The 26,731-nt window shown below is 55.7% G+C and carries 29 protein-coding genes and 1 tRNA gene; 13 read left to right on the top strand and 17 right to left on the bottom strand.

Translation table 11 applies throughout. The features are described 5' to 3' along the window. Nucleotides 1-122 precede the first annotated feature (122 nt). From BM035_RS18800 to BM035_RS18790, 3 genes are all read left to right on the top strand, one after another. Nucleotides 123-872 carry an electron transfer flavoprotein subunit beta/FixA family protein gene (locus BM035_RS18800; protein ID WP_008171627.1) on the top strand — a complete coding sequence of 250 codons (750 nt, stop codon included), beginning with the start codon at nucleotides 123-125 and terminating at the stop codon, nucleotides 870-872. Continuing rightward, nucleotides 873-1,814, top strand: a complete 942-nt coding sequence (locus BM035_RS18795; RefSeq protein WP_053115344.1) for an electron transfer flavoprotein subunit alpha/FixB family protein — start codon at nucleotides 873-875, stop codon at nucleotides 1,812-1,814. It begins immediately after the preceding gene. A 110-nt stretch (nucleotides 1,815-1,924) separates the two neighbouring features. Then, a complete protein-coding gene (locus BM035_RS18790; RefSeq protein ID WP_053115342.1) occupies nucleotides 1,925-2,764 on the top strand; it encodes a putative RNA methyltransferase in 840 nt (279 codons plus the stop codon). 9 nt (nucleotides 2,765-2,773) lie between these two features. On the opposite strand, the gene BM035_RS18785 is transcribed toward BM035_RS18790, so the two are convergent. Both BM035_RS18785 and BM035_RS18780 read right to left on the bottom strand, forming a co-directional pair. Beyond that, nucleotides 2,774-3,250 (bottom strand): hypothetical protein, encoded by a 477-nt coding sequence (locus BM035_RS18785; RefSeq protein WP_008171621.1) that lies wholly within the window; start codon nucleotides 3,248-3,250, stop codon nucleotides 2,774-2,776. A 46-nt stretch (nucleotides 3,251-3,296) separates the two neighbouring features. Beyond that, nucleotides 3,297-3,626 (bottom strand): hypothetical protein, encoded by a 330-nt coding sequence (locus BM035_RS18780; protein WP_008171619.1) that lies wholly within the window; start codon nucleotides 3,624-3,626, stop codon nucleotides 3,297-3,299. 206 nt (nucleotides 3,627-3,832) lie between these two features. Between BM035_RS18780 and BM035_RS18775 the strand changes: the two genes are divergently transcribed. Further along, nucleotides 3,833-4,249, top strand: a complete 417-nt coding sequence (locus tag BM035_RS18775; protein WP_053115341.1) for a hypothetical protein — start codon at nucleotides 3,833-3,835, stop codon at nucleotides 4,247-4,249. 67 nt (nucleotides 4,250-4,316) lie between these two features. Beyond that, complete coding sequence (locus BM035_RS18770; protein WP_092033714.1) at nucleotides 4,317-5,558, top strand: saccharopine dehydrogenase family protein; 1,242 nt, start codon at nucleotides 4,317-4,319, stop codon at nucleotides 5,556-5,558. On the opposite strand, the gene cydC is transcribed toward BM035_RS18770, so the two are convergent. From cydC to BM035_RS18750, 4 genes are read right to left on the bottom strand one after another with little or no spacing between them, the layout of a single operon-like run. Beyond that, nucleotides 5,555-7,171, bottom strand: a complete 1,617-nt coding sequence (cydC, locus tag BM035_RS18765) for a thiol reductant ABC exporter subunit CydC (protein WP_092033711.1) — start codon at nucleotides 7,169-7,171, stop codon at nucleotides 5,555-5,557. The two genes, BM035_RS18770 and cydC, sit on opposite strands and share 4 nt — an antisense overlap. Beyond that, nucleotides 7,164-8,876, bottom strand: coding sequence for a thiol reductant ABC exporter subunit CydD (cydD, locus tag BM035_RS18760; protein WP_092033708.1), 1,713 nt, complete (start codon nucleotides 8,874-8,876; stop codon nucleotides 7,164-7,166). The genes cydC and cydD overlap by 8 nt, the downstream gene beginning before the upstream one ends. Continuing rightward, entirely contained in the window at nucleotides 8,877-9,878 is a 1,002-nt protein-coding gene (gene cydB / locus BM035_RS18755; RefSeq protein ID WP_014577124.1) for a cytochrome d ubiquinol oxidase subunit II, read from the bottom strand. Between the two features lie 2 nt (nucleotides 9,879-9,880). Then, the gene (locus tag BM035_RS18750) at nucleotides 9,881-11,323 is read right to left on the bottom strand and encodes a cytochrome ubiquinol oxidase subunit I (protein ID WP_092033705.1); all 1,443 of its coding nucleotides are present in this window, start codon (nucleotides 11,321-11,323) and stop codon (nucleotides 9,881-9,883) included. A 183-nt stretch (nucleotides 11,324-11,506) separates the two neighbouring features. Here BM035_RS18750 and BM035_RS18745 point away from each other — a divergent pair, with 183 nt between their 5' ends. From BM035_RS18745 to BM035_RS18730, 4 genes are all read left to right on the top strand, one after another. Further along, nucleotides 11,507-12,148: a class I SAM-dependent methyltransferase gene (locus BM035_RS18745; RefSeq protein ID WP_062784547.1), complete on the top strand. Its 642-nt coding sequence runs from the start codon at nucleotides 11,507-11,509 to the stop codon at nucleotides 12,146-12,148. A gap of 75 nt (nucleotides 12,149-12,223) precedes the next feature. Further along, nucleotides 12,224-12,310: transfer RNA gene (locus tag BM035_RS18740), tRNA-Leu, on the top strand. A 290-nt stretch (nucleotides 12,311-12,600) separates the two neighbouring features. Then, nucleotides 12,601-13,566 (top strand): retron St85 family effector protein, encoded by a 966-nt coding sequence (locus BM035_RS18735; RefSeq protein ID WP_254775539.1) that lies wholly within the window; start codon nucleotides 12,601-12,603, stop codon nucleotides 13,564-13,566. Further along, nucleotides 13,553-14,473: a retron St85 family RNA-directed DNA polymerase gene (locus tag BM035_RS18730; protein ID WP_092033700.1), complete on the top strand. Its 921-nt coding sequence runs from the start codon at nucleotides 13,553-13,555 to the stop codon at nucleotides 14,471-14,473. Before BM035_RS18735 ends, BM035_RS18730 begins: the two co-directional genes overlap by 14 nt. A 418-nt stretch (nucleotides 14,474-14,891) precedes the next feature. Here the strand turns inward: BM035_RS18730 and BM035_RS18725 are convergent. Next, nucleotides 14,892-15,979, bottom strand: a protein-coding gene (locus BM035_RS18725) for an IS3 family transposase (protein WP_092033697.1) whose coding sequence is annotated in 2 segments (ribosomal slippage) — nucleotides 14,892-15,727 and nucleotides 15,727-15,979 — 1,089 coding nt in all. Because the reading frame shifts where the segments join, the coding sequence is not laid out codon by codon here. Nucleotides 15,980-16,355: 376 nt separating this feature from the next. Between BM035_RS18725 and BM035_RS18715 the strand changes: the two genes are divergently transcribed. After that, on the top strand, nucleotides 16,356-16,718 hold the full coding sequence (locus tag BM035_RS18715) for a hypothetical protein (RefSeq protein ID WP_092033694.1): 363 nt from the start codon (nucleotides 16,356-16,358) through the stop codon (nucleotides 16,716-16,718). 36 nt (nucleotides 16,719-16,754) lie between these two features. Here BM035_RS18715 and BM035_RS18710 read toward each other — a convergent pair whose 3' ends face one another. Genes BM035_RS18710 through BM035_RS22685 form a run of 3 tightly spaced genes read right to left on the bottom strand, consistent with a single transcriptional unit; the run spans nucleotide 16,755 to nucleotide 18,672 of the window. Next, nucleotides 16,755-17,558, bottom strand: coding sequence for an enoyl-CoA hydratase-related protein (locus BM035_RS18710; protein WP_092033691.1), 804 nt, complete (start codon nucleotides 17,556-17,558; stop codon nucleotides 16,755-16,757). Between the two features lie 53 nt (nucleotides 17,559-17,611). Further along, a complete protein-coding gene (locus BM035_RS18705; protein WP_092033688.1) occupies nucleotides 17,612-18,490 on the bottom strand; it encodes a DMT family transporter in 879 nt (292 codons plus the stop codon). 38 nt (nucleotides 18,491-18,528) lie between these two features. Further along, nucleotides 18,529-18,672, bottom strand: a complete 144-nt coding sequence (locus tag BM035_RS22685; protein ID WP_167450411.1) for a hypothetical protein — start codon at nucleotides 18,670-18,672, stop codon at nucleotides 18,529-18,531. Between the two features lie 188 nt (nucleotides 18,673-18,860). Between BM035_RS22685 and BM035_RS18700 the strand changes: the two genes are divergently transcribed. Next, nucleotides 18,861-19,652 carry an enoyl-CoA hydratase gene (locus BM035_RS18700; protein ID WP_092033686.1) on the top strand — a complete coding sequence of 264 codons (792 nt, stop codon included), beginning with the start codon at nucleotides 18,861-18,863 and terminating at the stop codon, nucleotides 19,650-19,652. A 25-nt stretch (nucleotides 19,653-19,677) separates the two neighbouring features. On the opposite strand, the gene BM035_RS18695 is transcribed toward BM035_RS18700, so the two are convergent. The 3 genes from BM035_RS18695 to BM035_RS18685 are packed head-to-tail and all read right to left on the bottom strand — an operon-like array spanning nucleotide 19,678 to nucleotide 21,901. Next, nucleotides 19,678-20,229, bottom strand: a complete 552-nt coding sequence (locus BM035_RS18695; RefSeq protein ID WP_227507779.1) for a DUF192 domain-containing protein — start codon at nucleotides 20,227-20,229, stop codon at nucleotides 19,678-19,680. Then, nucleotides 20,193-20,954: an ABC transporter permease gene (locus BM035_RS18690; protein ID WP_008171593.1), complete on the bottom strand. Its 762-nt coding sequence runs from the start codon at nucleotides 20,952-20,954 to the stop codon at nucleotides 20,193-20,195. The genes BM035_RS18695 and BM035_RS18690 overlap by 37 nt, the downstream gene beginning before the upstream one ends. Nucleotides 20,955-20,980: 26 nt before the next feature. Then, nucleotides 20,981-21,901, bottom strand: a complete 921-nt coding sequence (locus tag BM035_RS18685) for an ABC transporter ATP-binding protein (RefSeq protein ID WP_008171591.1) — start codon at nucleotides 21,899-21,901, stop codon at nucleotides 20,981-20,983. 132 nt (nucleotides 21,902-22,033) lie between these two features. Here BM035_RS18685 and BM035_RS18680 point away from each other — a divergent pair, with 132 nt between their 5' ends. Next, nucleotides 22,034-22,495, top strand: a complete 462-nt coding sequence (locus BM035_RS18680; RefSeq protein ID WP_254775537.1) for a hypothetical protein — start codon at nucleotides 22,034-22,036, stop codon at nucleotides 22,493-22,495. An 89-nt stretch (nucleotides 22,496-22,584) separates the two neighbouring features. Continuing rightward, a complete protein-coding gene (locus BM035_RS18675; RefSeq protein WP_092033683.1) occupies nucleotides 22,585-22,896 on the top strand; it encodes a hypothetical protein in 312 nt (103 codons plus the stop codon). Here BM035_RS18675 and BM035_RS18670 read toward each other — a convergent pair. The 4 genes from BM035_RS18670 to BM035_RS18655 form a co-directional block, all read right to left on the bottom strand. Continuing rightward, complete coding sequence (locus BM035_RS18670; protein ID WP_092033681.1) at nucleotides 22,889-23,494, bottom strand: hypothetical protein; 606 nt, start codon at nucleotides 23,492-23,494, stop codon at nucleotides 22,889-22,891. The two genes, BM035_RS18675 and BM035_RS18670, sit on opposite strands and share 8 nt — an antisense overlap. A 135-nt stretch (nucleotides 23,495-23,629) precedes the next feature. Further along, nucleotides 23,630-25,096, bottom strand: coding sequence for a PhnE/PtxC family ABC transporter permease (locus BM035_RS18665; RefSeq protein ID WP_092033680.1), 1,467 nt, complete (start codon nucleotides 25,094-25,096; stop codon nucleotides 23,630-23,632). 13 nt (nucleotides 25,097-25,109) lie between these two features. Beyond that, complete coding sequence (locus BM035_RS18660; protein WP_092033678.1) at nucleotides 25,110-25,760, bottom strand: ATP-binding cassette domain-containing protein; 651 nt, start codon at nucleotides 25,758-25,760, stop codon at nucleotides 25,110-25,112. Continuing rightward, entirely contained in the window at nucleotides 25,760-26,626 is an 867-nt protein-coding gene (locus BM035_RS18655) for a putative selenate ABC transporter substrate-binding protein (RefSeq protein ID WP_092033676.1), read from the bottom strand. Before BM035_RS18655 ends, BM035_RS18660 begins: the two co-directional genes overlap by 1 nt. Between the last annotated feature and the right edge of the window lie 105 nt (nucleotides 26,627-26,731).

Genomic DNA, 26,731 nt, shown 5'->3' with positions numbered 1-26,731 from the left:
CGCGTCGTTTGAGGCTATTGATTCTGCCGTGTGTTGCCTCCATTATTAGTGCGCATTGAATTTCGGCAGGCTCTGTGCGAGGACTGCAAGTCATAAACCCATCGTAGAAGAACGAGGAATCTATGAAGGTTCTGGTCGCTGTAAAACGAGTAATCGACTACAACGTAAAGGTGCGCGTCAAGCCGGACAACACCGGTGTTGACCTCGCCAACGTCAAGATGGCAATGAACCCGTTCTGCGAAATCGCGGTAGAAGAAGCCGTTCGCCTGAAAGAGAAGGGTGTTGCCAGTGAAATCGTGGTGGTATCCATTGGCCCGAAAGCCTCCCAGGAGCAGATTCGTACTGCGCTGGCGCTGGGTGCTGACCGTGGTATCCACGTCGAAACGGACGAGGAGGTTCAGTCTCTCGAAGCGGCCAAGCTGCTCAAGGCTGTTGTTGAGAAAGAAGAGCCGAAGCTGGTCATTCTTGGCAAGCAGTCCATCGATTCCGATAACAACCAGACTGGCCAGATGCTGGCCGCGCTGACCGGCATGGGTCAGGGTACTTTCGCTTCCGAAGTGGTTGTTGAGGGCGACAAGGTTAACGTAACCCGCGAGGTAGACGGTGGTCTGATGACCGTTGCTCTGAACCTGCCTGCGGTTGTCACTACCGACCTGCGTCTGAACGAGCCGCGCTACGCTTCTCTGCCGAACATCATGAAGGCGAAGAAGAAGCCGCTGGACAACATGAGCCCGGCTGATCTGGGTGTCGACATCGCTCCGCGCCTTTCCACCCTGAAGGTTGAAGCGCCTGCTTCCCGTCAGGCGGGTGTGAAAGTGGCCGACGTTGCCGAGCTGGTCGATAAACTGAAGAACGAAGCGAAGGTGATCTAAATGAGCATCCTTGTAATTGCTGAACATGACAACAGCAGCCTGAAACAGGCTACCCTGAATGTTGTAGCGGCTGCCAAGGCCATCGGCGGAGACATCGACGTACTGGTTGCCGGTGAGAACTGTGGTGCCGTTGCTGAAGCAGCTGCCAAGGCCGAAGGCGTTAACAAGGTACTGGTTGCCGATAACGCTGCTTATGGTCACTTCCTGGGCGAGAACCTGGGTGAGCTGGTTGCCGAAGTAGGCAAGGGCTACAGCCACATCCTGGCCGCCGCTGGCACCGTGGGCAAAGACTTCATGCCGCGCGTTGCTGCACTGCTGGACGTTGCCCAGGTTTCCGACATTATGCGTGTTGAGTCCGAAGACACCTTCGTTCGCCCGATCTACGCGGGTAACGCCATTGCCACTGTGAAATCCAGTGACAGCATCAAGGTGGTTACGGTTCGTCCCACGGCCTTTGATCCGGTTGCTGGTGAAGGTGGCTCCGCTGCCGTCGAACAGCTGGACGTTGTTAAAGACGCCGGTTTGTCCCAGTTCGTAAACGAAGAGCTGGCCAAATCCGATCGTCCTGATCTGGCAAGCGCCGGTATCGTTGTTTCCGGTGGTCGCGGCATGCAGAACGGCGACAACTTCAAGATGCTGGAGCAGGTAGCGGATCTGATGGGTGCCGCTGTTGGCGCATCCCGTGCTGCTGTTGACGCCGGTTTCGTACCGAACGACATGCAGGTTGGCCAGACCGGTAAGATTGTTGCTCCGCAGCTGTACATCGCCGTGGGCATTTCCGGTGCCATCCAGCACCTAGCCGGTATGTCTGACTCCAAGGTGATCGTTGCGATCAACAAGGACGAAGAAGCGCCGATCTTCCAGGTTGCCGATTACGGCCTGGTAGCGGACCTGTTCGAAGCAGTTCCGCAACTTGAGGAAGAGCTGAAGAAAGTTATGTAACTTTCTGTCATGCTTGAAAAAAGGCACCTTCGGGTGCCTTTTTCTTTTGGGTGAAACCAAAATACCTGCCATGATACCCGGCCCCGACTGTTGAAGCGGATACACGAACCATGACCACGATGCCTTTTGACGCGTTAGCCTGCCCACTGGACGGCTGCCCGCTCGCGCCCAGCGAAAAAACCTGGCGGTGCGAGAATGGCCACAGCTTCGATGTTGCCCGGCAGGGCTACGTGCATCTGCTGCCGGTCCAGAAGAAACGCACCCTGGACCCGGGCGACAGCAAGGAAATGGTCGCGGCCAGACAACGGTTCCTGAACGCAGGCTTCTACACACAGATCGCCGAGGCCGTGAGCGATCTTGCGCTGAAGGCGCTGCCGGGTGGGGGGATTGGCTCAGTACTGGATGCCGGTTCCGGAGAGGGCTATTACCTTCGCCACCTTTCGGCCGTGGCCGGCGACACAGGCCTTGCCCTGATTGGCGTTGATATTTCCAAATGGGCGGTCCTGGCAGCGGCGAAACAGGATAAGCAGACTCGATGGGTGGTTGGCAGCAACGCTAACCTGCCAGTACTGCCGGAATCGCTGGATCTGGTGCTTTGCCTGTTTGGTTTTCCGGTTTACAGCGAGTTCGCCCGGGTGCTCAAGCCCGGCGGCCAGGTTATCCAGGTGGATGCCGGTGCGGACCATCTGCGGGAGCTGCGAGAAGTCATCTACCCGGAAGTGAAGCCACCCGGAGATTTCGAGAGCGCGGCCCCGGAAGGCTTCCGGCAACTGGATTCAACCGTGGTACGGTTCCCGCTGACCCTCCCGGACCAGGCCAGCATTGCCGATCTGCTGGCCATGACCCCACACCTTTACCGCGCCAGTGCCGAGGGCCTGGAGAGGGCCGCGGCCCTTGAGTCACTGGAGGTGACTGTCGACGCGACTCTGAAACGCTTCGAAAAGCTCTGAGCCGGGAACTCACTGACCGTCGTCTGAGCCGGGGGGCTTTTGTCCTTTGCGGGAAGCGAGCCGTTTTTCGGCCTTGCCGATGATCAGGGTGTCCGCGAGGATGTGGAGCGCCTTGTTGGTGGTGCGCACGGTTCGATAGATCTGCTGACTGGTCTGGTCATGGGTGGCCCGCGCTTTACGGGCCGTCTGCCGGAACTCTTCATCCTTCGAGAACAGATCAATCAGCCCGAATGTGGTGTTGGAGATCGCCTTGTGCAGCTTCTCCACCGCACTGGCACCGCCGGAAACGGAGTCCTCCAGCAGCCGGGCCCGGTTCCGGACCTCTAGAAGGTCCATTCTGCTCTTCTGGATGGCGCTGTGTGCCGCCACCCGATGGGAATTGAGAATCCGGGCTTCACGGCGGCAGAGCAGCAGCTGCCAGTAGGCAATGCAGAACCCGCTGAAGGCCAGAAGCAGTAACAGGATTACAATTACGCTGGTGATCATGATAATGCGCTTCCATCAAGCATCTTGAATATCTCAATCGTGGTGATCATCGATACTCGATCTGCATGTCCACATCGATTTCCCGCTCCGACATCTCTTCTTCGAGCTCTTTCATCACTTCCTGATACACCATCTTGCGCACCATGACGGGGAGTTTATCGGCCAGCACCCGGGCAGAGCGTGATTCCCGCTTCGCCAGGGCAATCGGATTCAGCACCCGTAGCGTAATAACCAGCTCCGGTTCCTGCTCGGAGTCTGCGATATCGTCGTTCTCCATCATTCGGGCGATCACTTTACGCTGTTCAAAAACCTGCCAGCAGACAAAGCCACTGAACAGGACAAGCAGGATGCTCAATGCCATCAAAAAGGTGATCAATTCGAACCTCCGGAAATCGTTTTGTGCACTGCCTTGCAGTGTGCACCATCATGTATGACAAACGATTGGCCGTGACGACGGATTCCCGGGTGCGGCCAGGAAAGTAGAACGAGCGCTCAAAACTGTTAATATCGGTTGCAGTTGTGTAATGAGCTACGCAGAATCAACGAGTTAAGGCCAACATTTATATCAACAGAGGATTGTTCATGGTCTGGTTCAAGGCGTTTGCAAGTGGTTTTCTCGCGACCCTGGTGTTTCATCAGGGCCTTTTCGCACTGTTCTGGCTGGGCGGAATTGTACCCTCAGCACCGTTTAACCTGTCACCGGTACCGCCGTTCGGCGTTCCCCAGGTTGTGTCACTGGCGTTCTTCGGTGGCCTGTGGGGCATGTTGCTCTGGCTGATTCTCGGCCGCCTGGCAGGGGTGAAGTTCTGGCTGGGGCATGTCATTGTAGGGGCAGTAGGTCCCACGGCAGTCGCCATGCTGGTGGTCTTTCCCCTGAAAGGGCTCGATGTTTCTGCCCAGACCTGGGTAGGCGGACTTCTTCTCAACGGTTTCTGGGGCTTGGGCGTGGCTGTATTCATGCGCCTGATGGGTGCGAAAGCGCCTGTCGGAGTTCGCTAAACTCCGAACCATTACCTAATCAACTCTCTATCAACTTGTTTGCAATGCAGCTGACTAAGGAAGAGCAATGACCAAATCCGCTGAAACGGCCCATGATCTGGTGGTGTTCGGTGCCACCAGTTTCGTCGGCCAGATTCTTACCCGTTACTTGCTCGAAACCTATGGCGTGGGCAAATCGGTAAAATGGGCGATTGCCGGGCGCTCCGAGAGTAAGCTCAACGCGCTCAAGAGCGAGCTTGGCGACAACGGCAAAGACCTGCCCGTGATTCTGGCCGACGCATCGGATGAAGCGGCGCTGAAATCCATGTGTGAGCAGACCCGGGTAATCATTTCCACCGTCGGCCCCTATGCCCTTTATGGCGAGCCGCTGATCCAGGCCTGCGTGCGCAGCGGCACCGACTACTGCGATCTGACCGGTGAAGTACAGTGGATTGGCAAGATGGTGCAGCGCTACGAGGAGGAAGCGAAAGCGTCCGGTGCGCGCATTGTTCACTGCTGTGGATTTGACTCGATTCCGTCTGATATGGGCGTCTGGTTCCTGCAGAACCAGGCAGAGCAGACCTTCGGCGAACCATGTCGGGATGTCCGCATGCGGGTTAAAACCGCCAAAGGCGAATTCTCAGGCGGCACCGTTGCCTCCCTGATGAACGCGGTGAAGGAAGCGTCGGCCGATCCAAAACTTCGGAAACAAATGGCCAATCCGTTCTCCATCTGCCCGCCGGAACATCGCTCCAAGACCCGGCAGCCCAGCCTCAAGGGCGCCGAGTTTGATAAGACGTTCAACGCCTGGCTTGCTCCCTTCGTGATGGGTGCCATCAATACACGGGTGGTGCATCGCTCCAATGCCATGCAGAACGCGCGGTACGGCAAGGAATTCACCTACGATGAAGCCATGATGACCGGTCGTGGCACCAAGGGCCGGCTGGCTGCTTATGCGATCACCGGCGGCCTGGCGGCGTTCTTTACCGCCTCGGCGATCAAACCGACTCGCTGGCTGGTGGAGAAGTTTGTCCCTCAGCCGGGCGAAGGCCCAAGCCCCGAAGCCCAGAAAGCGGGGTTTTATGATCTGCGCTTTGTTGGTCGCACCGAGGACGGCAAGACCATCATCACCAAAGTGACCGGCGATCAGGATCCGGGCTACGGTTCCACCGGCAAGATGTTGGGCGAAGCGGGCATGTGCCTGGCGTTCGATATTCCGGCGGATCAGCCAGGTGGGTTCTGGACACCGTCTTCTCTGCTGGATGGCAAGCTGATGGACAGGCTTACCAGCAAGGCGGGGCTGACGTTTGAGGTTCTCGAAACCCGCTAACCACTCAGGTAGATCACACGGTCGGTGCCCGGAAGGGCATCCGACCCGTGGGCGAGACTGACCACGGTTTTCCCTTCCAGAAGCGATTCCATCCGTTTTGCTATCCTCGACCGGGTCTCAGCATCCAGGCCAGTGAACGGCTCATCCAGTATGACCAGGGGAGCTGGATTCAGTAACACCCGCGCCAGTGCCACTCTTCTTGCCTCGCCGCCTGAGAGTCTGCTTCCGGCGCTGCCCAGCCAGGTATCGAGTTGATCAGGTTCGGTAGCGAAGCGCTCAGCCAGTTCCATCTGCTCCAGCATGCTCCAGAGTTCCGTCTCCGAAGCCTCCGGAGAGCCCAGTAACAAGTTGGCCCGCAACGTGTCTTCAAACAGCACGGTTTTCTGGGTCAGGTAAACGCAATCCCTCCGCGCCAGGCTTCCCTGAGCAACCGGCAAAAGGCCTGCGAGCACATCGGCGAGTGAAGACTTTCCACTGCCGGAGTGGCCCAGAATACCGATGCGCTTGCCATCCTCAATCTCAAGATTGAAGCGCGTGAAAAGCGGCGCGTAACCGGCGTGCTTCACCGTAACATTGTCTGCAAGAAGGGCGGTTTCCGGCGGTAATTCGTGCTTTTCGTTGACAGCCTGCCGTTCCTCTTCGCGGCAATCGCGGTTCAGGCGAGCCGCGGAGGCGATGGTGGCTCCGAGCTTGCCAAAGGCATCAGGCAGCATGGCATAGACCTCAGCCAGTCCGAGCAGAGCAATGGGCAGTAAAACCAGCACAGGCCCGGATAGCGTGCCCGCCTGGAACAGGGCAAAGCCCGCCCAGAGCGCCAGGACCGCAGAGAGATTTACCAGCAGATGGGTTCCCGCCAGGTGCCAGCCCACACGGGTGTCCGTTTTTGCCTGCTCTGAGGTTACCTGATGGGCCTGGCGCATAAGCCAGGCAGCATGTTTGCCAGTGCGACCGGCAGCAGTAAGTTCCGAGAAACCTTCAATATGTTCGATGACCGCCGTTCGCAATTCTTCCTGCCGGTCGCTTTGCCGGGCCGCGAGTTGCCAGGTCCTGAGGTAAACACCAACTGTTGCGACCGCCAGAGCAATCACAAGCAGCAGTCCCACTAGTACAGCGGTTCCAACATCAAACAGAATGGCTGCCAGCACCAACACCAGGACGGTTACCAGGCCAGCCAGAGCCGTAGGTGCGATCAAGCGAAGGTACAGGGTATCAAGGGCATCGACATCGCTGGTCAGGCGCGAGAGCCACTGGGCGCCACTCAGCTCTCCACGGCGGACGCGCGTGGCGCGGGACAGCCGAGAGAACAGGTTCACGCGGATGTCTGTAAGCAGTCTCAGAACCGTATCGTGGTTATACACCCGTTCCAGATACCGGAACACTGTTCGGGAAACAGCGAAAAACCGGATAGCGCCACCGGGCACGTAAAGGTTGATAGTGGCCGCCACCCCGGCAGCCAGGAGCAATCCCACCAGCGCCGTTTTGGTAAGGAACCAGCCAGACACAGCCAACAGCGCAATGCCGGAGAGCAGGGTAGCGAGAATCAGAAAACCACCTACCACCAGGCGTCCGGGCCGCTTTAAGATCAGCTCCAGCCACGGTTTCAGCTCACGCATCGCGAACCTCCCCGCCGGAGACCAGCAGAACCCGGTTTGCCAGTGTGAGCAACGCCTGGTGATGGGTAGAGAAGATCAGGGTCTTGCCGGCTACCGCCAGTTTGTGCAGGGCCTCCAGCACAAACACTTCACTGTCGCTGTCGAGGCCCGCGGTAGGTTCATCCAGCAGAATCAGGTCATAATCTGCCAGGAAAATACGCGCCAGGCTCAGCCGCCGGGCCTGTCCGCCGGAGAGGCCCTGGCCCTCCTCAGATACCGGGCTGTAGATGCCCTGTTGCCGGCTGTCCAGCAGGGAACCAAGGCCGACATTGCGCAGGGCGGTTTCAATGGCAATATCGGAGGCATCTGGCGTAGTCAGTCTGAGGTTATCGGCCCAGGTACCCTGAACCAGGAAGCCTTTCTGCCCCAGCCAGCCGAACCGGAAACTTCCCGCTGATTCGCCAAACAGGTGGAGCTCGCCGGTATCCGGTGCCATAAAACCGGCCAGCAGATGCAGCAGGGTGGACTTGCCGCCACCCGAGGGGCCGGTGAGGGCAATTACTTCGCCTTTTTGGATGGTCAGCGACAGATCCTGAATCACGGGCTGATCCGACCGAAAGCGTTTACTGACGGACCGCAACTCAATGCGATCATCCGCACCTGCTACCGGGTTGCCATCTGTAGACGTGTCGAAGTGCGCTGGCGAACCAAGCCGTTCAAGAATTTCTGTGCCCGCACCCATAGCCGCTGCGCGATCATGATAATGCTGTGACAGCGTCCGTAAGGGCTGGAAGAACTCCGGGGCCAGCAACAGAATCAGAAGCCCGGAAAACAGCGTGAGATCTTCGGACGGGCCATAGGTGATGTAGCCCAGCAAACCAAAACCGATGTAAATGGCGATAACGGCAATGGCCACTGAGGCAAAGAACTCCAGGACCGCGGACGAGAGAAACGCGATCCGCAGCGTTTTCATGGTAACGCGCCGATAGTGATCGGACCGTTTGCGAATGAGTTCTGCAGCACCCGTCGTCTGGCCAAACAACTGGAGGGTGGTTAGCCCGCGCACCTTGTCCAGAAACTGTCCGGATAGCCGGCTGATGGTCTCGAAGTGCTGTTGGTTTAGTTTTTCCGCGCCCATGCCCACCAGCGCCATGAACAGAGGAATCAGAGGGGAAGACAACAGCAGGAAAATACCGGCCAGCCAGTCCAGCCAGAACACGAGAACGAGGATCAGCAGGGGCACGATCATCGAGAGCGTCATTTGCGGCAGAAAACGGGCGAAATAACCGTGCAGTGCTTCCACGTGGTCAATCCATTCCCGGGCAAGGGTGCCTGCGGAGGATTGGCCCAGCTCTACCGGGCCGGTGGCCTGCCAGTGTTTGTGTAGCTGACGCCTGGCATCCCGCCGTACCTGTTCGCTGCAACGGGCAGCAAAACGCGTCTGAAAGCCCTGGCCAAGTGCCCGAACCACCAGTGCGAGAATGAGCCCAAGGAAGAGTGGAGTGAGGTCCGCGATAGGGACCTCGTCAATCACGCCCAGATGAATTATCCGGGCCAACAACACCATCTGGATGATGGTCGCTATGCCGGCCACTGTGCCCGCAGCGACAGCACTGCGGATCCAGAGGCGATTGCCGAGGGCAAGCTGCGCAAGCCAGCCTTTGACGGCTTTCTGGTCAGTGGCGGGGGAACCTCCCCCGCCATCATCGGCCAGTGGCTCCGCCACTCAGTGGTATCCCTCTCCGGCGCGCACCTTGCCGCGGAAGACCCAGTAGGTCCAGGCGGTGTACACCAGCACGATCGGGATCACGAACAGCAGGCCCAACAGCAGGAACAGCTGGGACTCGTAGGCGGACGCGGCTTCCCAGAGCGTGTATTCCGGGGGAACCACGTAGGGCCAGCGGCTGACCACCAGACCCAGATAGGTGGTGATGAACAGCCCCATGGTAGCCACAAACGGCATGCCGTCCCGGCGATCACGTACCGAACGGTAGATCTGAATAGCACAAAGCAGGGTCAGGACTGGCAGAACCCAGATGATACTCAGGTTAGAGAACCAGCGCTCACGGACCATTTCGTCCACGAACGGCGTCCAGACCCCAATGATGCCAAAGACAACCAACACCGCCAGCAGCAAAGGCAGGGTGATCTTGTAGGCCCACTGCTGCAGGTAACCCTCGGTTTTCATAATCAGCCAGGTGGAACCCAGCAGGGAGTAGCCGGCCAGCATTCCGAGGCCCGTGAGAACGGTGAATGGCGTCAGCCAGTCCAGCGCGCCGCCCACATAAACGCCGTTGGCGGTTTCGAAACCCTGGATATAGGCGCCGACGACAGCACCCTGTGCGAAGGACGCAACGGTTGAACCGCCCGCGAAAGCCCAGTTCCACAGATAGCGGGAGGTGCGGGCCTTGAACCGGAACTCAAACGCCACGCCCCGGAAGATCAGCCCGGCCAGCAGCAGGAATACACCGATGTACAGTGCCGGCAGGAAGATGGAATACACCATCGGGAATGCGGCAAGGAGCCCGGCACCACCCAGCACCAGCCAGGTTTCGTTACCGTCCCACACCGGCGCCACCGAGTTCATCATGGTGTCCCGGGCTTCCTCGTTCGGGGCGAAGGGGAAGAGTATCCCCACGCCCAGATCGAAGCCGTCCATCAGCACATACATGATGATGCCGAAGCCAATAATGAATGCCCAGATAAGAGGCAGATCAAACAGTTCCATAATCAGTGACCTCCCTGGTTTACGGGCTTGGCAGTACCAACAGTATCGCCGGAGTCGTGATCGATTTCGAAAGGCACGTGTGCGGCGGAGAACGGACGCTTCGGCCGTTCGGCCTCGTGCTCGTCTTCATCGTGGTCTTCGAGACCCACATAAAGCACGCGCATCAGGTAATACACGCCGGCAGAGAACACCAGAGCGTACACAACGATATAGCCGATGAGTGTGAACAATGCCATGCCGCCCGTCAGAGAGGGAGTCAATGCCTGTGCCTGTGTCATCTGGCCGTACACCAGCCAGGGCGCGCGACCCACCTCGGTCACAAACCAGCCGGTCAGCACTGCAAAGAAAGGTGCAATGCTCATAAAGCGCATACCCTGAAGGAACCAGTTGGTGCGCCAGTAACGACCGCCGGCACGCAGAACCAGGCCGGTAACTGCGAAGGCGATCATCAGAAGGCCAATGCCCACCATGATACGGAACGACCAGAACACGATTGCGACGGGTGGTTGCTCGTCAACAGGAACCGCGCTTACACCCGGCACTTCACCGTCCCATTCGTGGGTGAGAATGAAACTGGCCAGGCTGGGAATGCCAATCTCAAACAGGTTGCGCTGGTTTTCCTGATCGGGAATGGCAAATAGCAGCAACGGCACGTTACGGGAGGTTTCCCAGTTACCTTCCATGGCCGCGACTTTGGTCGGCTGGTGCTCAAGAGTGTTCAGGCCATGGAAATCACCCAGTACCGCCTGGGCAGGGGCAATAAACAGCAGCAGCCACAGGCACATGGACAGCGCTTTCTTGTTGGCCTCAACCTCGCGACCCCGCAGCAGGTACCAGGCGCTTACACCGGCCACCACAAAGCCGCCGGTCAGGAAGGAGGCCAGTGCCATATGGGCGAACCGATAGGGGAAGGAGGGGTTAAAGATCGCCTCGCTCCAGGAAGTCACATAGAAGACGCCGTCACGGAGCTCGGTGCCGGCCGGAGTCTGCATCCAGCTGTTGGCCGACAGAATCCAGAAGGAGGAGATAAAGGTTCCGAGCGCGACCATGATGGCGGCAAACAGGTGAACACCGGCCGGCACCTTATCCCGACCAAACAGCAGCACCCCGAGGAAAGCCGCCTCCAAGAAAAACGCCGTGACCACCTCATAACTCAGGATAGGGCCAAGGAAGTTGGCGGAGGCCTGGGCGAAGTTACTCCAGTTGGTGCCGAACTGGAACGACATCACGATGCCCGACACCACCCCCATGCCGAATACCACGGCAAACACCTTGGTCCAGAAGGCAGAGAGCTTCACCCACAACGGGTTTTCGGTTTTGAAGGCCAGGCCTTCGAGTACCGCGATGTAGGAAGCAAGGCCGATGGTAAACACCGGAAAAATGGCGTGAAATGACACCACAAACGCGAACTGGATTCGCGATAGGATAAGAGGATCAAGTTCCATGGGAACCCTCCGGTAACGATCACATCATAACAAACGGGCCCAGCGAACCCGTTCAGCCGCTGCCTTAGCTCTGATTGTTATACTGTTATTACCGGCAGATGGTTACTATGCTACTAAATAAGCTAGCAGTTTCGATAGGGCCGATTGTCGCACCCTTGATTTAAAACAATTATGGTGATGCCGATGAGCTTTTACGAAGACAGAATACTGCCTCACATCATAGACCGGGCTTGCTCAATGGGCCAGGTGATGAAACTTCGTAGCCAGGTGGTTCCCCATGCCAAAGGTGTGGTTCTGGAAGTGGGTATGGGCTCGGCCATCAATATGGAGTTCTACAACGCCAATAACGTCGATATGGTGTACGGCCTGGAGCCCTCAGAAGGCATGCGTAGAAAGGCCCAGCCCAACCTCGCCAAAACCCCAATAAAGGTTGAATGGCTGGATCTGCCCGGGGAGAAAATCCCTCTGGACGACAACTCCGTGGACACCGTTCTGCTGACCTTCACTCTGTGCACGATCCCCGACTGGAACGCCGCCCTTCAACAGATGCGCCGAGTGCTCAAACCCGGCGGTGAACTCCTGTTCCTCGAACACGGCGAATCGCCCCACGATGACACGAGGAAATGGCAAAACCGCATTACCCCGGGCTGGAAAAAGCTGGCCGGCGGCTGCCACCTGAACCGACACATCGCAGACCTGATCCGTCACGCCGGCTTTGAAATCCAGGAACTGGAAAACCTCTACATCCCCAAGGCACCGAAAATCGCGGGATACATCTACAAGGGCAGGGCGATCAACCCGCTAGAGACCAGCCCGGCAGCCTGATAGTGCGGGCAGAATCCGAATTGCGTTACCCCACGCAGACTTATACAATTCTGCCCGTCAAAACCTCCCCCGAATGCTCCGGTGGTGAAATTGGTAGACACAAGAGACTTAAAATCTCTCGACCGTTAGGTCGTGCCGGTTCGATTCCGGCCCGGAGCACCAATAAAATCATAGTTTTATGATTTAATGGCTATGCTCAAAGTCCGCTCCTTTATCTCATGTAGACGTCATGTAGACAAATCAACGATCATGTCGTTGATGTCGGGCTTCAAAAGTTTTACGATCTCCCCATCCTTTACGCGTGCTCGTACAAGCGAGTTGTGTCTGGTGGATAGCCGGACCCTGAATTATTGGAGGCATTTAGGTGCGCTGGAGGCGCTACAGTCTCCTATGCGGAGCCTGTAGCGCCTCCAGCGCCCCTTTAAGGTAAAGGACCAACATGATTGGTGAAGATGGACCTTTTCAAAGACAATCACCCCTTTTCTTCTTTTGCACACATCGACCTTGCGAAAGCAAGGGTTTCCAGAGACTCGCCAACCATATTCGTGTGTGGCGGGCTGGTGGATGTTACAAGTGCTGACATAAAATCGGTTCGGGATTTGTTTTTTGAGTCCATGTCAAAGCTTGGTCATGACGAATTTCATCATTACTGCATTAGAGCAGAGACCTTCAAGGACTATAAGGATGACGGTAGATATAAGGATCTCTCAGAGTTTGAGAATGATCTAGCCCACTTTGCCTCTTTGCTAATTATTTTCTTAGAAAGTGCAGGAGCTATCGTCGAACTCGGCCTTTTCTGTAATGGTGAGGGTCTGCGAGAAAAGCTTTTGGTCTTTGTCAATGAATATCATTATGAACAAGACTCGTTCATAAGGCATGGCCCCCTAGAAAGCCTTAAGCAGGATAACGATAGCAGTGTTTTTGTATACCCTTGGGATATGCATAATCCTGGGAGTTTGGGCGACGAAATAATGGATATTATATTCGGAGATATCTTGGAAACTATTTCTCGAATCCCCAAGTCGGAAAAGTTTCTTATTTCGAACCCAGGGCATCAAGCATTTTTAATATATGAATGTATTCGTCTGTACCGAGCTCTGAGAATTGGCGAAATTCAAAAGCTAATCGCTATTCACGATATTAATCTAAGCGATAGACGAATAAAAAATCTTATATACCTTCTGAGAATTTCTGATTTGGTGGGTATAAAAACTTTTGGTAAGGATACATTTTATTATGCTTTAAGGGATGAGAAAAAGGTTTCTCTCACATCGAAAAGTAAAGGTCAGCCATTTGACTACGAAGGAACCCGAATTGCTGCTTCAGTTTATTACTATGAGAACAGAAGTGAGCGACTCAGACAGCACGCAATAGACAGTGTCTATCCAAAAGGAGAGGAAGAAAATGTCACTGATTGAGCAGCTCTCAAAACGGACAAATCTTCCTCTGGATTCGATTCAGAAGTATGCGAAGACTTGCCCGGTACGGTATAAAGTGTATTCGATTCCAAAAAGGAATGGTAAGGGTTTCCGAGTAATCGCCCAGCCCTCAGCGCCGGTAAAGGCTTTGCAGCGGGAGCTTGTTTCGATTTTGGAAGATTATATTCTGGTCCACGAGTGTGCAATGGCGTATCGAGAGGGCGTCTCAATATTTGACAATGCGAGCAAGCACAAGGACAACGATTATTTATTGAAAATGGACTTTAAGGATTTTTTCCCATCTATAGATCCGGCGACGGTCCTTGGTCTCATAATGTCGCAGTGTCCTGTTGCAGAGAAAAGCGACACTCTGTATCTGTTATCAATTCTTTGTAGAAAGCCGCGAGGATCCGATAGGTTCATTGTAAGTATAGGCGCCCCTAGCTCACCATTTATCAGTAATGCTTACATGTATGTCTTTGATGATATTTTGAGTAAATTGCTCGTTGATAAAGGAATATCATATACCCGTTACGCGGATGACCTCACTTTTTCTACAAGAAAAAAAGGCGCTCTTTTTGAAGTTCCTGCATTGGTCAAAAAGGTATTGGTTGATTCTGGTTATAGAACAATTAGAGTTAACGAGGAAAAGACCGTTTTCTCGTCAAAGAAACACAACAGGCATGTCACAGGACTTGTGCTTACTAACGACGGGCGCGTTTCTCTTGGTAGATCAAAGAAAAGAGAAATTCGAACACTCATTTTTAAATACTTGCATGGCGAGCTATCAAAGCCAGAGGTCGAAAGCCTGAAAGGGTTAGCCTCACATGCCAGACATATTGAGCCGGAATTTTGGGAACGCTTAAAGAGTAAATATGGGATAGATGATTCCTTCTTTAAGTTGTAATATTTTGAGCTCTTGCTCCGTTCGTACAGTTATTGACAGAACTCCAAGGAGGCGCGTTCGCGCCTCTTACTGCAACCTCTGTCGAATCAGCAGTTAGAAAGTCATCCTCAGCTGGCCTGGTTCGTCCGATCGTCCACTCGAAAATCCTGGTAACGACTCGTCCGGCGGACCCTTCAAGCCCTTCAGTTGTTCTACGGTCTCGTGATATTTGTTCTCAGTAGGCTTCGGGGCCATCAAAGCGCGTAACGGTCGGTCTTTGAGTCGAAGGCAGTTGCCACCCATGAGTTCGACGTATTTCCTCGAGTCTCCAGCATCCGCTGCTTGCTCTGGTTCTTTGATTAATCCCTCTCGTGGTACCTCAATGTTTCGGAGGCGGCGAGGTAATCCCCCCATTTTTAACGGGGTTCAAAAGTAGACCTTAGGCCATCATGGCCAACTTCTGTTGAGGAGTAATCCCTCCGAGTCCCATATTGGGTCGTTCGTGATTGTAGTGCCAGAGCCAGCGAGTGGCATAATCCTGGACTTCTTCGGTGCTGTCGAACAGATACTGTGCCAGCCAATCGTAGCGGACCGTTCGGTTGTAACGTTCGATATAGGCATTCTGCTGGGGTTTGCCGGGCTGGATAAACGCCAGTGCAATACCTTGCTTCTCTGCCCAGGTCGCCAGCTTACCGCTGATGTACTCGGGGCCGTTGTCACAGCGAATGGAGCGTGGTTTCCCTCGCCACTCAATGATCTGCTCAAGTGATCGGATAACACGCTCTGCCGGAAGTGAGAAGTCCACCTCGATGCCAAGGCCTTCTCGGTTGAAGTCATCAATCACATTCAGCAGCCTGTAACCGCGACCATCGTTTAACTGGTCATGCATGAAGTCCATCGACCAACTGTCGTTGATCGTTTCCGGCACCGCCAAGGGCTCTGGCTTTTCACGAACCAGGCGTTTCTTGGGCTTGATGCGCAGGTTCAGCTCCAGTTCCCGATAGATCCGGTAGACTCGCTTGTGATTCCAGCGAAACCCTTTGACGTTTCGAAGGTGCAAAAAGCACAGGCCAAAACCCCAGTTCCGCTGGTTGTGAGTCAACCGCACCAACCAGTCCGCGATTTCAGCATTCTCGCTGCTCAACTTGGGCTGATAGCGGTAGCAGGTCTCACTGATGCTGAACATCCAGCAGGCCAGGCGAATGCTGACGCGCCTTTCACTGACGGCTTTTTGCGCCATCTCACGTCGACGAGACGGCTTTACCACTTTTTTTCAATGGCTTCCTTGAGGATGTCCGACTTGAGCCGCTCCTCGGCGTACATCTTCTTGAGCCGACGGTTTTCATCCTCCAGCTCTTTCAGGCGGGCCATCATGGACGCATCCATGCCACCGAATTTCGCTCGCCATTTGTAAAACGACGCACTGCTCATGCCGTGCTCACGGCATAGCTCCGGAACCGGCACGCCGTTCTCGGCTTGTTTCAGGATCGACAGTATCTGGCTGTCGGAAAAACGTGACTTCTTCATGCAGAATCTCCCTGCGTGTAGCTTACGGAAAATTCTACTTTTGATCACCGCTGTTTTTCGGGTGGATTACCGCGAAGCTTGCGATAGACGGTTACACTGGGCGATCCCATGAATTCAAACTGACGGATACCCCAGATGCGTGCCCAGGCCCGGATTCGGGCAGCTGACTCGACCGCATCATTGCCATATGAGTCCTCGCCAATACGTAACCATCAATGGACTTAGATATGTGTTTCGCGACATAGCCGGTCGCACTGCTTTTTCTTTGCGTTTCAGGCGTTCCCATGAGTGCTCAGGGCAAATGCTTTGTGATCGACGTTCCCTGTCCCGGCGTAAGCAATAACTCAATGCTTTCCGAATAAGGAGACAGAACGCCATGGCCGAAGTTGAAGCTATCGGTAAGCAAATCGCAGATTATGTGAACGATCCCATCGAAAAAGCCAAGCGGCTGATCGTAACGCCTGTTGGGCAGGCCAGGATGGTGGTCTGTACGCCATCACCTGGCCAGGGTGCTTCGTCGGCAATTGAAGCGGCAAACACCCTGCTCTCCGATGATGATCAGATTGCGCTGGTCGAGGATGTGAGTGAGTTGACCGACCCGGCTCAGGTGGTTGCCATCATTAATGATGGCGGTATCGAGGCGGAGAAGGGCTATCACGTGGCCTTCAGTCTTTCTGACGAGGCCATTGCAAGGCAGGTGGAGAAAGAACTCGACCTGAAGGTTTTCACCCAGCAATAGCCCCACCTTTCAGATAGGCGGCCAATGGCGCCGCCGTTATTTCTTGGACATCGCCTCCAGCATTTTATTCACCGCTTCCAGGTGCTCCGGCTCGTTGTGGCACATGCCCTGGAAATTGGCGCACACATCCAGAAAATCCTTCAGCTCCATCCTCGGTGCCATTTTCATCAGGCGTTTGGTGAGGCGAGTGGCTTTCGGTGGCTGGCTGGCCATGCGGCTTGCCATGGTATGAGCAGCGTTCATCAGTTCGTCCGCTGGCACCACCTCCAGAACAACGCCCAGCTCCTTTGCCTCTGTAGCATCGATCACCCGCCCGGTGAGTGTTAGCTCGAAGGCGCGCTGGTAGCCGATCAGGCGCTGCATGAACCAGGCGCCGCCGTCACCCGGAATGATTCCCAGGTTAAGAAAGGTTTCGCCGAACTTTGCGTTGTCCGAGGCAATGCGGATATCGGCCATGTTGGCCAAATCGAAGCCGGCGCCGATGGCGGGACCGTTGACCGCGGCGATGATGGGCACTTCTACATTCTGCAGGGCCAGGGGAATGCGCTGGATGCCTTTGCGGTAACGGTCGGCGCATTCGGCCACGTCACCGGCAAAATCGCCGCTGCGGTTGGCCATGTCCCGGATGTTGCCGCCGGCGCTGAACGCAGAGCCCGCTCCGGTAATCACCAGTACCGACACGTCTTCGCACTGGTTAACCCATTCCGCGGTGGTCACGATGTCGTCGATCAGGTTTGAGCCGGTCAGCGCATTGCGCAGGTCGTGACGGTTCAGAGTAAGCGTGGCGACACGGTTCTCGAGGGTCAACAGGGCATCGGTGAGCTTGGGTACGGTGGTCATTGTTGCGGTTCCTTGTTTTTGATCAGCGCGTATCTTCGCGCGCGGGAACCGGGTTAATCAACTGCCACCCGCGCTTTTCGGTACCGGCTTACTTCCGTCCAGCCATGCACCGCCAGGGTGGAGAATACGATAACACCGCCTACCAGGCTGAGCTTTGGCGGTACTTCGTCGAGGAATAGCCAAACAAGGAAAGACCCGAACACGGTTTCCAGAAGCAGCATCAGACTGACTTCCGCCGCCGGGATATAGCGGGGGCCAATCTGGATCAGGATGCACGCAGTGGGCAGGAACACCAGACAGAGCAGGGCGATAAAGAAAAAATCACGGGCCGAGGGCATCTGCGCACCACCAAGCAATGCCGCAACACCTGCCAACACCAGCGCGCCGAACATGAGCATCACGCTCATATCGCTGTCGGGCTTGGAGCGCGCGACGTTGAGGTTGGAGGCCAGGGCAGTGGCGGCAACCACGGCCATCAGCAGGCCCAGAGGGTCGCCCTTGCCGAATTCGCCCACGGCCATGAAGGTGGCGCCGGTGACGCACACCAGAATAACTACCCAGGTGCGAAGAGGCAGCGTTTCTTTCCAGACCGCCCAGGCAATCACGGCCGCTATGACCGGCGCGGTGTTCAGGATGACCAGCACATTGCCAGCGGCTGTGTTCTTCATGCCAACCACGAACCCGAGGGTACTGATGGCAAAGGCACCGGCACAGAACAGGCCTTTACGGCCGCATTTTCGAATTTCAGGCACCAGCCGGGAACGGTATCGCGCCCAGCTGATCACAAAAAAACTGATCGCCAGTAACAGGCCGCGCCAGAACAAAAAGACCACAGGATCCACGGAGGTGATTTTCACCAGCAATGCATCGGGCACGATAAACAGCACGCCCAGAGCTGCGATGGTCAGTCCTTTGATTCTGGTCGTCTGCAACGTGGCTTCGCCTGTTCCGGTGTGGTGGTTCGGTTAATTTATGGGTTGTCCTGTTCCGGCAGCGGCTGGATGCTGTTGATGTCGCCGGTTGGTGTTGCTGGCTCGTCTTTTACGATTATGAAGACTGCTCCGCCGATAACCGCGATGGCGAAGATCGCTTTGAGGATCATCGATTTTGACATGTGTTATTCCTCTCTGCAGTTTTGGCTTCTACCAACACCCTATGGGCAGCAGAGGTCTATAACAACCGCAACGCATTGAAAACTGAGCATCCTACAAAAGTCGCTTCGACAGTATAGACGCAGTCAGCAATACTCTGGGTAAGATTCCAGAATGCCCGGTGCAGCAACGATTCAAATGGAGTGTCCACATGACTGAACAAACACAAGAGCTGGTGCACAAGTACAGCGAAAATGGCATTACCACGCTTACACTGAACCAGCCGGAGAAGAAAAACAGCCTTTCCATGGCTATGCTCGAGGCCTTGTCTAAAGAGCTGGAGATCATCGCCTCCGATTCGGAAACGCGGGTTGTCGTGCTTGCGGCTCATGGCAACGTGTTTTGTGCCGGTCATGACCTCCGGGAAGTGCGTGAGCAGTTTGATAGCCATGAATTCCAGCTGGCCCTGTTTAACCAGTGCAGCAAGGTGATGCAGCAGATCGTGAACCTGCCCCGGCCAGTCATTGCGCGGGTGGCGGGTGTTGCGACCGCCGCCGGCTGCCAGCTGGTGGCCAGCTGCGACCTGGCCGTGGCGGCCGATACCGCCCGGTTTGCGACGCCTGGCGTCAATATCGGGCTGTTCTGTTCCACGCCGATGGTGGCGCTGTCCCGGAATGTGTCACGCAAGCACGCCATGGAAATGCTGCTGACCGGTGAGATGATTGGTGCCGTAAAAGCTGAACGCATCGGACTGGTAAATCAGATTGTTGATGAGCAGCACCTGGACGAAATGGTTTACAAGCTGGCGCGTACCATCGCAGACAAGTCCGGCCATACCCTGAAGATTGGTAAGGAAGCCTTCTACCGGCAACTGGAAATGCCGCTGGAGGACGCTTATGAGTACACCTCAAAGGTGATGGCAGACAACATGATGGCGAACGATGCCCAGGAAGGTATCTGCGCATTTCTGGAGAAGCGCAAGCCAGAGTGGCAGGACAGCTGAACCGGTTGCTGAGACATTGCCCGGCCTAATTTGCCGGGCAATTGTCCTTTCCGATGGCAAGCCGGTCGCCCGTTCCGATTCCATGTTCCAGGAAAAAGCCGGCGTTCATCTCCACGGCCTCGATGAATGGCACACCGGCCGGGTAGGTGGGGCAACCGGAGCCGCTGGCCGAGGGGCAGGGCACCATCTTGCGAATGCTGCCAATCTTGCCATCCTCGTTCAGGTAGGCGATGTCGAGGGGAATCAGGGTCTTGTACATCCAGAATCCGTGGCTGGCTGATCTCGGCTCGCGGTATTTAAACAGCATCCCGGCATCGGGAGCCATGGACGTACGGCCCATCAGTCCTTTCTGGCGTTGCTCGGAAGTGCTGGCAATCTCGAGTTGCACTGGCACCACGCCCGACGCAGACACAAAGCAGGCCTCGACAACCGGCAGGCCGTCCTGAGGCGCTGCAATGCCCGAGGAGCAGCCGTAGAGCAATAAGCTGGCTGCAAGGAGGGCCCAGACTTCCGCCCCCCGAACCGGGCTTGATGCGCAGGTCACGAGCGCAACCGGTAGCCGGTCTTGAAAATCCACCAGATGCCGACCATGCAGGCCGTGAGGAATACGAGGGTCATTCCCACACTGATGGCAATATGAACGTCAGACACGCCGTAAAACGCCCAACGGAAACCGCTGATCAGGTAAACCACCGGATTGAACAGGCTCACCGTTTGCCAGACCTCTGGCAGCATGTCGATTGAATAGAAAGTACCGCCAAGGAAAACCAGCGGTGTGACAATCATCATCGGCACGATCTGCAGTTTTTCGAATCCATCGGCCCAGATGCCGATAATGAAACCGAATAGGCTGAAGGTCACCGAGGTAAGCACCAGGAAGGAGAGCATCCAGAAGGGGTGCAGTACGTCGTAGTCCACGAAGAACTTGGCGGTCGCCAGGATGATCAGCCCCAGAATGATGGACTTGGTGGCAGCAGCACCGACATAGCCCAGCACCACCTCCACATAGGAAACCGGGGCAGAAAGCACTTCATAAATCGTGCCCGAGAACTTGGGCATGTAGATGCCGAAGGAGGCGTTCGAAATACTTTGCATCAGCAGCGACAGCATCACCAGGCCGGGGATGATGTAAGCGCCGTAGGCGATGTTGTCGATGTCGCCCATCCGCGAGCCAATCGCTGAGCCAAACACCACGAAATACAGGCAGGTGGAGATAACCGGCGAGAGCACACTTTGCATCACAGTGCGCTTCATGCGGGCCATTTCAAAATTGTAGATTGCGCGGATACCGTACAGGTTCATGCATTTCTCCAGAATAGCCGGCCGTTTTACTCGTGCACCAGGCCGACAAAAATCTCTTCAAGGGAGCTTTCCCGGGTTTGAAGGTCTCGGTATTCGATACCGAGATCGCCAAGCGTGCGGAGCAATCGGGTTACCCCTGCCTGCTCTCGCTGGGAGTCGAAGGTGTATATCAGCTCGTAACCATCCTCTGACAGCTCTATCGGCTCCAGAGTGAGTTCACCGGGCACCTTGTCCAGTTTGTGCTGCAGCTGCAGTCGCAACTCTTTCTTGCCCAGCTTGGTCATCAACTGGGCCTTGTCCTCGACCAGAATGATCTCGCCACCGCGAATGACGCCAATGCGATCCGCCATTTCCTCGGCTTCTTCGATGTAGTGGGTGGTGAGGATGATGGTCACGCCATGTTCCCGAAGTTTGCGCACCATTTCCCACATGTCCCGGCGCAGTTCAACGTCGACGCCCGCCGTGGGCTCATCCAGGAACAGTATCTGGGGCTCATGGGAGAGCGCCTTGGCAATCATCAGGCGGCGCTTCATGCCACCGGAGAGAGACATGATCCGGTTGTTGCGCTTGTCCCAGAGAGAAAGATCTTTCAGGACTTTCTCGATGTGCGCAGGTTTCGGCGCCTTGCCGAATAGCCCACGACTGAAGGAAACGGCATTCCAGACAGTTTCGAATGAATCGGTGTTGAGTTCCTGTGGCACCAGGCCGATGGTCTCGCGGGCCTTGCGGTAGTCTTTGACAATATCGTAACCGGCGGCCGTTACCTGTCCGGAGGAGGCATTGACGATACCGCAGATGATACTGATGAGCGTGGTCTTGCCAGCGCCATTGGGGCCGAGGAGGGCGAAGATCTCGCCACGGCGGATGTCCAGGTTAATGTCTTTCAGGGCCTGAAAACCGTCGCCATATACCTTGCTCAGGTGCTTAACGGAAATATCCGGCTGCACGGGCGTGTCCTGTGGTCAGAATGGGTCGAATTGAAGGCGCAGTATTTTCTCATGAGTAGCGCCAGTTTAGAAACCTTTGCCTCGGCCGGAGAAAACCCCATAATGCCGGCCAGGTTTGTTCGGGAAGCGGTTATGTTACGCGCGATTGCTGTTACAGGATTGATTCTGGCCATGGTTGTTGCCGGTGTGTTCGGTTGGCGCCTGCTCGGAGACACTGGCGAAACGTCCGGTGGAGAAAGTCAGACCGTTCAGTGTGATCTGCTGGAAAGCGGTCCGTGCCAATGGTCAAATGGTTCCGGAGATTGGCAGGTTGCCCTCAACACCATGGGCGTGGGCGCTCAGGGCACCGAATACCAGCTAACCGTTGCCACACCGGAACGTCCCGAACGCTTTCTGGCTGTTCTCCGGGGCGAGTCCATGTACATGGGCGAGTACCCGGTGCCACTCGGCAAACAGTCGGAAAACCAGTACTCCGCCCGTTTCACAGCCCCGTTTTGCACTGTGGATGGCAAAATGACCTGGCGCATTGATCTGCAACAGGGCCAGGAACCCATCGCAAACATCCCGGTTAAGCTGGTTTTTCAGGCCGAATAGCACCGGGACAGCTGAACCGGCAACTGGTCGGCTGACAACGGTACGGGATTGTGTAAAATCATCTCATCGCCATTTGCAGGGACAACGTGATGGATTACGGAGATAGCGTTCAGAAGGTTCTGCTCAGAAAAATCCGCAAAGCGGAACAGGATTTGATTCAGCTAAAGCTGGATTACTGCCGGTTTGTTTTCGGCCTGACTCATCGCGCGAAAGTGCTGGCCGGCGGCATAACCTATGTGGTTCGTTCCGTGGATGTGGACAGCATGGCCAATACGGATGATGGCGGCTTCAGCCGGCCTGAAATAACCGGAACGCGAGTGGACGAGCAGGATCATGCGGAACCCGTTGCCCTGGGTACCGACTGGGTACTTGAAACCGCAAACAGACAGGCTGCTAAATAAACGCGTTGGCAGTAATGGCGTCGTAAAGACTCGACGTGGGCGGTACGAAATGGTTGTATCGCCAGAACTCCGCACCTTCCAGACCCGCCCGGAAACAAGCCAGATAAACCGCACTGTCTGTTAATGTGCTGATCGCCTGCATCGCCTCCGGTTGACGAATCCCCGTTTTTCGATTGATGGTCTGGGCAACAATCCTGGTCAGTGCCTCGGAATGCCGACTGCTTTTGTCGCTCAGGGCGCAGCCGGCACCGTACAGCCAAGCCGTGGCATAGGCTTTGACCGCATCGGGTGCGGTCGCTAGCACCAGACCCTTTACACGGCAATCCCGTTCCTGGAGACCCGCCAGAATGTGCAATCGGGTGATGAGCTCAGCCCGGTCCGGAGCGGCCTCAGTAACCGGCCTTCTGCTGGCAACCGGCCATTCGGAACTGTTGGAGGGCAGATCGGTAGCCACCGTGTCCCTCGTTGCTGGCCAGATTTCCTGGCGACCGACTGCGATGGGTTCGGAACGCACCAGCGAGATAACTCGCACAGCCAACAGGACAAGCAGCGCCAGCAGCCCGACCTGAATGAAGAGAATCAACCCGTTAACCATCATCACCAGAACTCTGAATGTTGCAATAGGTGATCAGAGTGTAACGGAATGTATCCACACAATACCGCCAACCGGTCGCCAATTACCGGTTTAGCGTTGGCCGAACTGACGGAACTGTGATGGGGATCGCAGCGCGGGTTAGCAGGTGGGCATGGTCTGCAAGGCCAGCTTGCGGCGAATGTAGCGACCAAGAATGTCCACGCCGATATTCAGCATGGCCGTTATCAGGATCAGAACCATTGCCTGGTCGAACCGGATACTCTGGATAGCGCTATCGACGTAAAAGCCAAGGGTATAGATGCCCAGAATCCCCAGAATAGCGGTTTCTCGCATGATGATTTCCCAGCGGTAAAATAGAAACGCCAGAAACGATCGATAGATCCTGGGCACGAGTTCCCAACCATAGCGATTAAGCCCCTTGGGGGCATCGGATCTCAGGCGGATGGTGTTGGTTTGCCGGCCAATCAGGTGGCCGATGATGCCGCCATTATGAAGCGCCAGTGCAACCACGGCAGGGAGCATGGAGGGCCCCCAGAGCTGCAGGAGTATGTAGGCCAGGATGTACTCAGGGGTGGATCGGGCAATCACCAGGAAAATATGGCCGGAGGTTCGACGTATCGGACCGCCAAAGTGATTGGAGATCAGCGGGAACGCGAGCAGCGTGAGAATACCCGTGGCCACCAGCGCGATCTGGGTGAGAATCACGGTATTCCAGATGCCAGGCAATGCCTGTTCGATCATCAGTTCATTCAGCCACGGCAGAAGGCCGGCCAGGCCCTCTCCATCCCTCAGTGGGCTGGGGACAATATCCTCGGTGAAAAACCGCTCAACATTACCCCAGACGATGGGCAGGCCATCTCCGAGGAAAAACGGAGCACCCACGATGTACACGGGCAACAACTTGGGTTTTACCCAGAGGGGAATGGTGGCAATGAGCACGTAAAACAGGATCAGCATTGCGCCGGCGTCGGAGTACATCCCCTGGGAAAAAGAGGTTTCCAAATAAAACCCCAGAGTTGGCAGGCCCACAAATCCGAGTATGGCACTCGAACGCAGCCCGCATTCAAGGCGATAGGCGGTGTAGGTTCTCAACTGGACCCAGCAATCAGGAATCCTGGTATACAGAAACGCCGCGATAGTTCCTGTTCCCGGTGGCAAGAGCCTGCCCGGCTCCGGGTCAGCTTCCTCGAGAATCTCGGAGTAAACCTTGGCGAAGATGCCGGAATAAGGTATCGCAATCGCCAACACGCCCGTCAGGGGGTGGAAACCGAAAAACTGCAAAAAAATAAGAGCCCAAAAGAGCTCATGAATCGCCCTGATGAAAGCACAAAACACCCGCACCGGGAGGAATCGGTACACCAGAGCCAGAAAAAATCCGCAAACCCCGCCAACGGTCACCCCAACAAAGGCGAAGGCCACTGTTCGCAATAAGGCGGTAAGAAGACCTTCGCTGCTGAAAAAGTTCGGAGTGAGTACACCCAGGAAAAAGTTGCCCAGATCCCGCCAGGGATTGTTTGCGGTGATCGCAATATCGGCAAACAAGAGCCCCACAAGCGCAATAGCAAGAAAGATCAGGCTGGTGCGAACAGTTGGGTAGGAGAGCATCGCTCGACAGATCCTAATACAGCGACATGATGTCTGCGGCCGCCAATTGGTCAGTAGGCTCATCAAGGGCGACCTGCCCATTCTGTATGCCAACAATGCGGTTACAGTACTTCATCGCCATTTCCACATCGTGAAGAGCGATAACACTGGTTTTGAAGCGATCTCGCAGCAATTGCATAACGTGATGCGCCATGGGGCCGTCCAGTGCGGAGATGGGTTCATCTGCCAATAAGACCGGGGCGTTGCGATAAAGGGCTCTGGCAATGGCCACCCTTTGACGCTGCCCGCCCGAGAGCGAAGCTGTGGGAATCCAGAGTTTTTCAGACATTTTCAATGCGTCCAGAAGCTCCAGGACCTGTTTTCTGTCCTGTTTGAATGGCCGCACAAGGGTAACGGTGTTGTACCAGGTGGCATGCTTGTCGAGCTGGCCCATGAAAACGTTGTGAAACACCGGAAGGGCGTTTACCAGACCAAGCTCCTGAGGCACAAGGGATGACTGGCCATCCACTTGCTGGTGAATAAGCCGGATAAGAGTGGATTTACCTGCACCACTCTTGCCGACCAGGGCAACCTGATCTCCTTCTTTTACCTTGAGGGCGAGGGGCCCGATTACCCGCTCACCCCCAAAAGAGGCCGTCAGGCCTGAGAGATCAAAGCCTGCCATCAATCAATGATTCCGATTTCTTTCGCTACTTTGCGAATCGGCTCATAATCGTCGTTTGAAGCGGGAATAAAATCAGAACGCGGGAAGCTCTCAAGCAGCTCGGGATCATCAAGCGAGAGCAGGGCTTCGCGAACGCGATCGGTAAAGCCTTCGCCGTAGTTTTCATCCACGTCGCCACGGATGCTCCATTGGTAATTCGGGAACCCGGGTGTTTTCCAGATGACCTTCACGGCGTCGGTATCAATGTTTCCGTTTTCCAGTTCTTTTTCCCAGACCGCGAAGTTCATCGCGCCCACTTCGTAGGTGCCGGACTCGACCAGACGGAGGGTGCGAGTGTGGTTGCCGCTGTAGCCGACCCGAGAAAAGACATCTTCAGGTGCTTCGCCAAACGTTTCGCGGATGTGGTACTCCGGAATCAATCGTCCCGACGTTGAGCCCTTTGATCCGAAGGTAAAGGTCTTACCACGTACGTCTTCTGGCAGGCTATCCTGACGATCCAGGCCGGTGCTCTCATGAGCAATAAAGTAGACGTAGAAGGCCTGGTCTTCAGTGCCCTGTGCGATTGCCTGCGAACCGGGTACAAGTGATCTCGCCTGAACACCCGACAGGCCGCCGAACCACGCCAGCTGCACCTGGTTATTCCGGAAGGCGGAAACGGCAGCCGCATAGGATTTCACGGGGATGTACTTCACATCGGCATCCAGTTCCTCGGAAAGGTAGTCCGCAATGCCGCGAAAACGCTCGACGAGCTTGGTTTCATCTTCGTCCGGTATTGCCGTAAAAATGAATGTCTGCGCGGTCGCGGCGGCTGAGAAAAGAGAACAGAGACCAATAATCAGCAATTTCCGTATAAGATTGTGGGCCATGGTTTTTCCTTTTTGGAATGGATATTTACAGTGCAGAGATAAAGCGAACGACTCCTGCTTCAGAAGGATACCTTGATTTGGGTTAACTCTGAACAGCTATACGGT

Source organism: Marinobacter sp. DSM 26671 (assembly GCF_900112835.1).
In the GTDB taxonomy this organism is placed as follows: Bacteria; Pseudomonadota; Gammaproteobacteria; order Pseudomonadales; family Oleiphilaceae; genus Marinobacter; species Marinobacter flavimaris.
The sequence above is the reverse complement of the archived record's forward strand: the minus strand, read 5'-3'. Positions and strand labels throughout refer to the sequence as shown.

Coding starts and splice junctions, on each gene's coding strand:
- BM035_RS18800 (WP_008171627.1), top strand. CDS start 123: ATGAAGGTTCTGGTCGCTGTAAAACGAGTAATCGACTACAACGTAAAG.
- BM035_RS18795 (WP_053115344.1), top strand. CDS start 873: ATGAGCATCCTTGTAATTGCTGAACATGACAACAGCAGCCTGAAACAG.
- BM035_RS18790 (WP_053115342.1), top strand. CDS start 1,925: ATGACCACGATGCCTTTTGACGCGTTAGCCTGCCCACTGGACGGCTGC.
- BM035_RS18785 (WP_008171621.1), bottom strand. CDS start 3,250: ATGATCACCAGCGTAATTGTAATCCTGTTACTGCTTCTGGCCTTCAGC.
- BM035_RS18775 (WP_053115341.1), top strand. CDS start 3,833: ATGGTCTGGTTCAAGGCGTTTGCAAGTGGTTTTCTCGCGACCCTGGTG.
- BM035_RS18770 (WP_092033714.1), top strand. CDS start 4,317: ATGACCAAATCCGCTGAAACGGCCCATGATCTGGTGGTGTTCGGTGCC.
- cydC (WP_092033711.1), bottom strand. CDS start 7,171: ATGCGTGAGCTGAAACCGTGGCTGGAGCTGATCTTAAAGCGGCCCGGA.
- cydB (WP_014577124.1), bottom strand. CDS start 9,878: ATGGAACTGTTTGATCTGCCTCTTATCTGGGCATTCATTATTGGCTTC.
- BM035_RS18750 (WP_092033705.1), bottom strand. CDS start 11,323: ATGGAACTTGATCCTCTTATCCTATCGCGAATCCAGTTCGCGTTTGTG.
- BM035_RS18745 (WP_062784547.1), top strand. CDS start 11,507: ATGAGCTTTTACGAAGACAGAATACTGCCTCACATCATAGACCGGGCT.
- BM035_RS18735 (WP_254775539.1), top strand. CDS start 12,601: ATGGACCTTTTCAAAGACAATCACCCCTTTTCTTCTTTTGCACACATC.
- BM035_RS18730 (WP_092033700.1), top strand. CDS start 13,553: ATGTCACTGATTGAGCAGCTCTCAAAACGGACAAATCTTCCTCTGGAT.
- BM035_RS18715 (WP_092033694.1), top strand. CDS start 16,356: ATGGCCGAAGTTGAAGCTATCGGTAAGCAAATCGCAGATTATGTGAAC.
- BM035_RS18710 (WP_092033691.1), bottom strand. CDS start 17,558: ATGACCACCGTACCCAAGCTCACCGATGCCCTGTTGACCCTCGAGAAC.
- BM035_RS22685 (WP_167450411.1), bottom strand. CDS start 18,672: ATGTCAAAATCGATGATCCTCAAAGCGATCTTCGCCATCGCGGTTATC.
- BM035_RS18700 (WP_092033686.1), top strand. CDS start 18,861: ATGACTGAACAAACACAAGAGCTGGTGCACAAGTACAGCGAAAATGGC.
- BM035_RS18690 (WP_008171593.1), bottom strand. CDS start 20,954: ATGAACCTGTACGGTATCCGCGCAATCTACAATTTTGAAATGGCCCGC.
- BM035_RS18680 (WP_254775537.1), top strand. CDS start 22,034: ATGTTACGCGCGATTGCTGTTACAGGATTGATTCTGGCCATGGTTGTT.
- BM035_RS18675 (WP_092033683.1), top strand. CDS start 22,585: ATGGATTACGGAGATAGCGTTCAGAAGGTTCTGCTCAGAAAAATCCGC.
- BM035_RS18670 (WP_092033681.1), bottom strand. CDS start 23,494: ATGATGGTTAACGGGTTGATTCTCTTCATTCAGGTCGGGCTGCTGGCG.
- BM035_RS18665 (WP_092033680.1), bottom strand. CDS start 25,096: ATGCTCTCCTACCCAACTGTTCGCACCAGCCTGATCTTTCTTGCTATT.
- BM035_RS18660 (WP_092033678.1), bottom strand. CDS start 25,760: ATGGCAGGCTTTGATCTCTCAGGCCTGACGGCCTCTTTTGGGGGTGAG.
- BM035_RS18655 (WP_092033676.1), bottom strand. CDS start 26,626: ATGGCCCACAATCTTATACGGAAATTGCTGATTATTGGTCTCTGTTCT.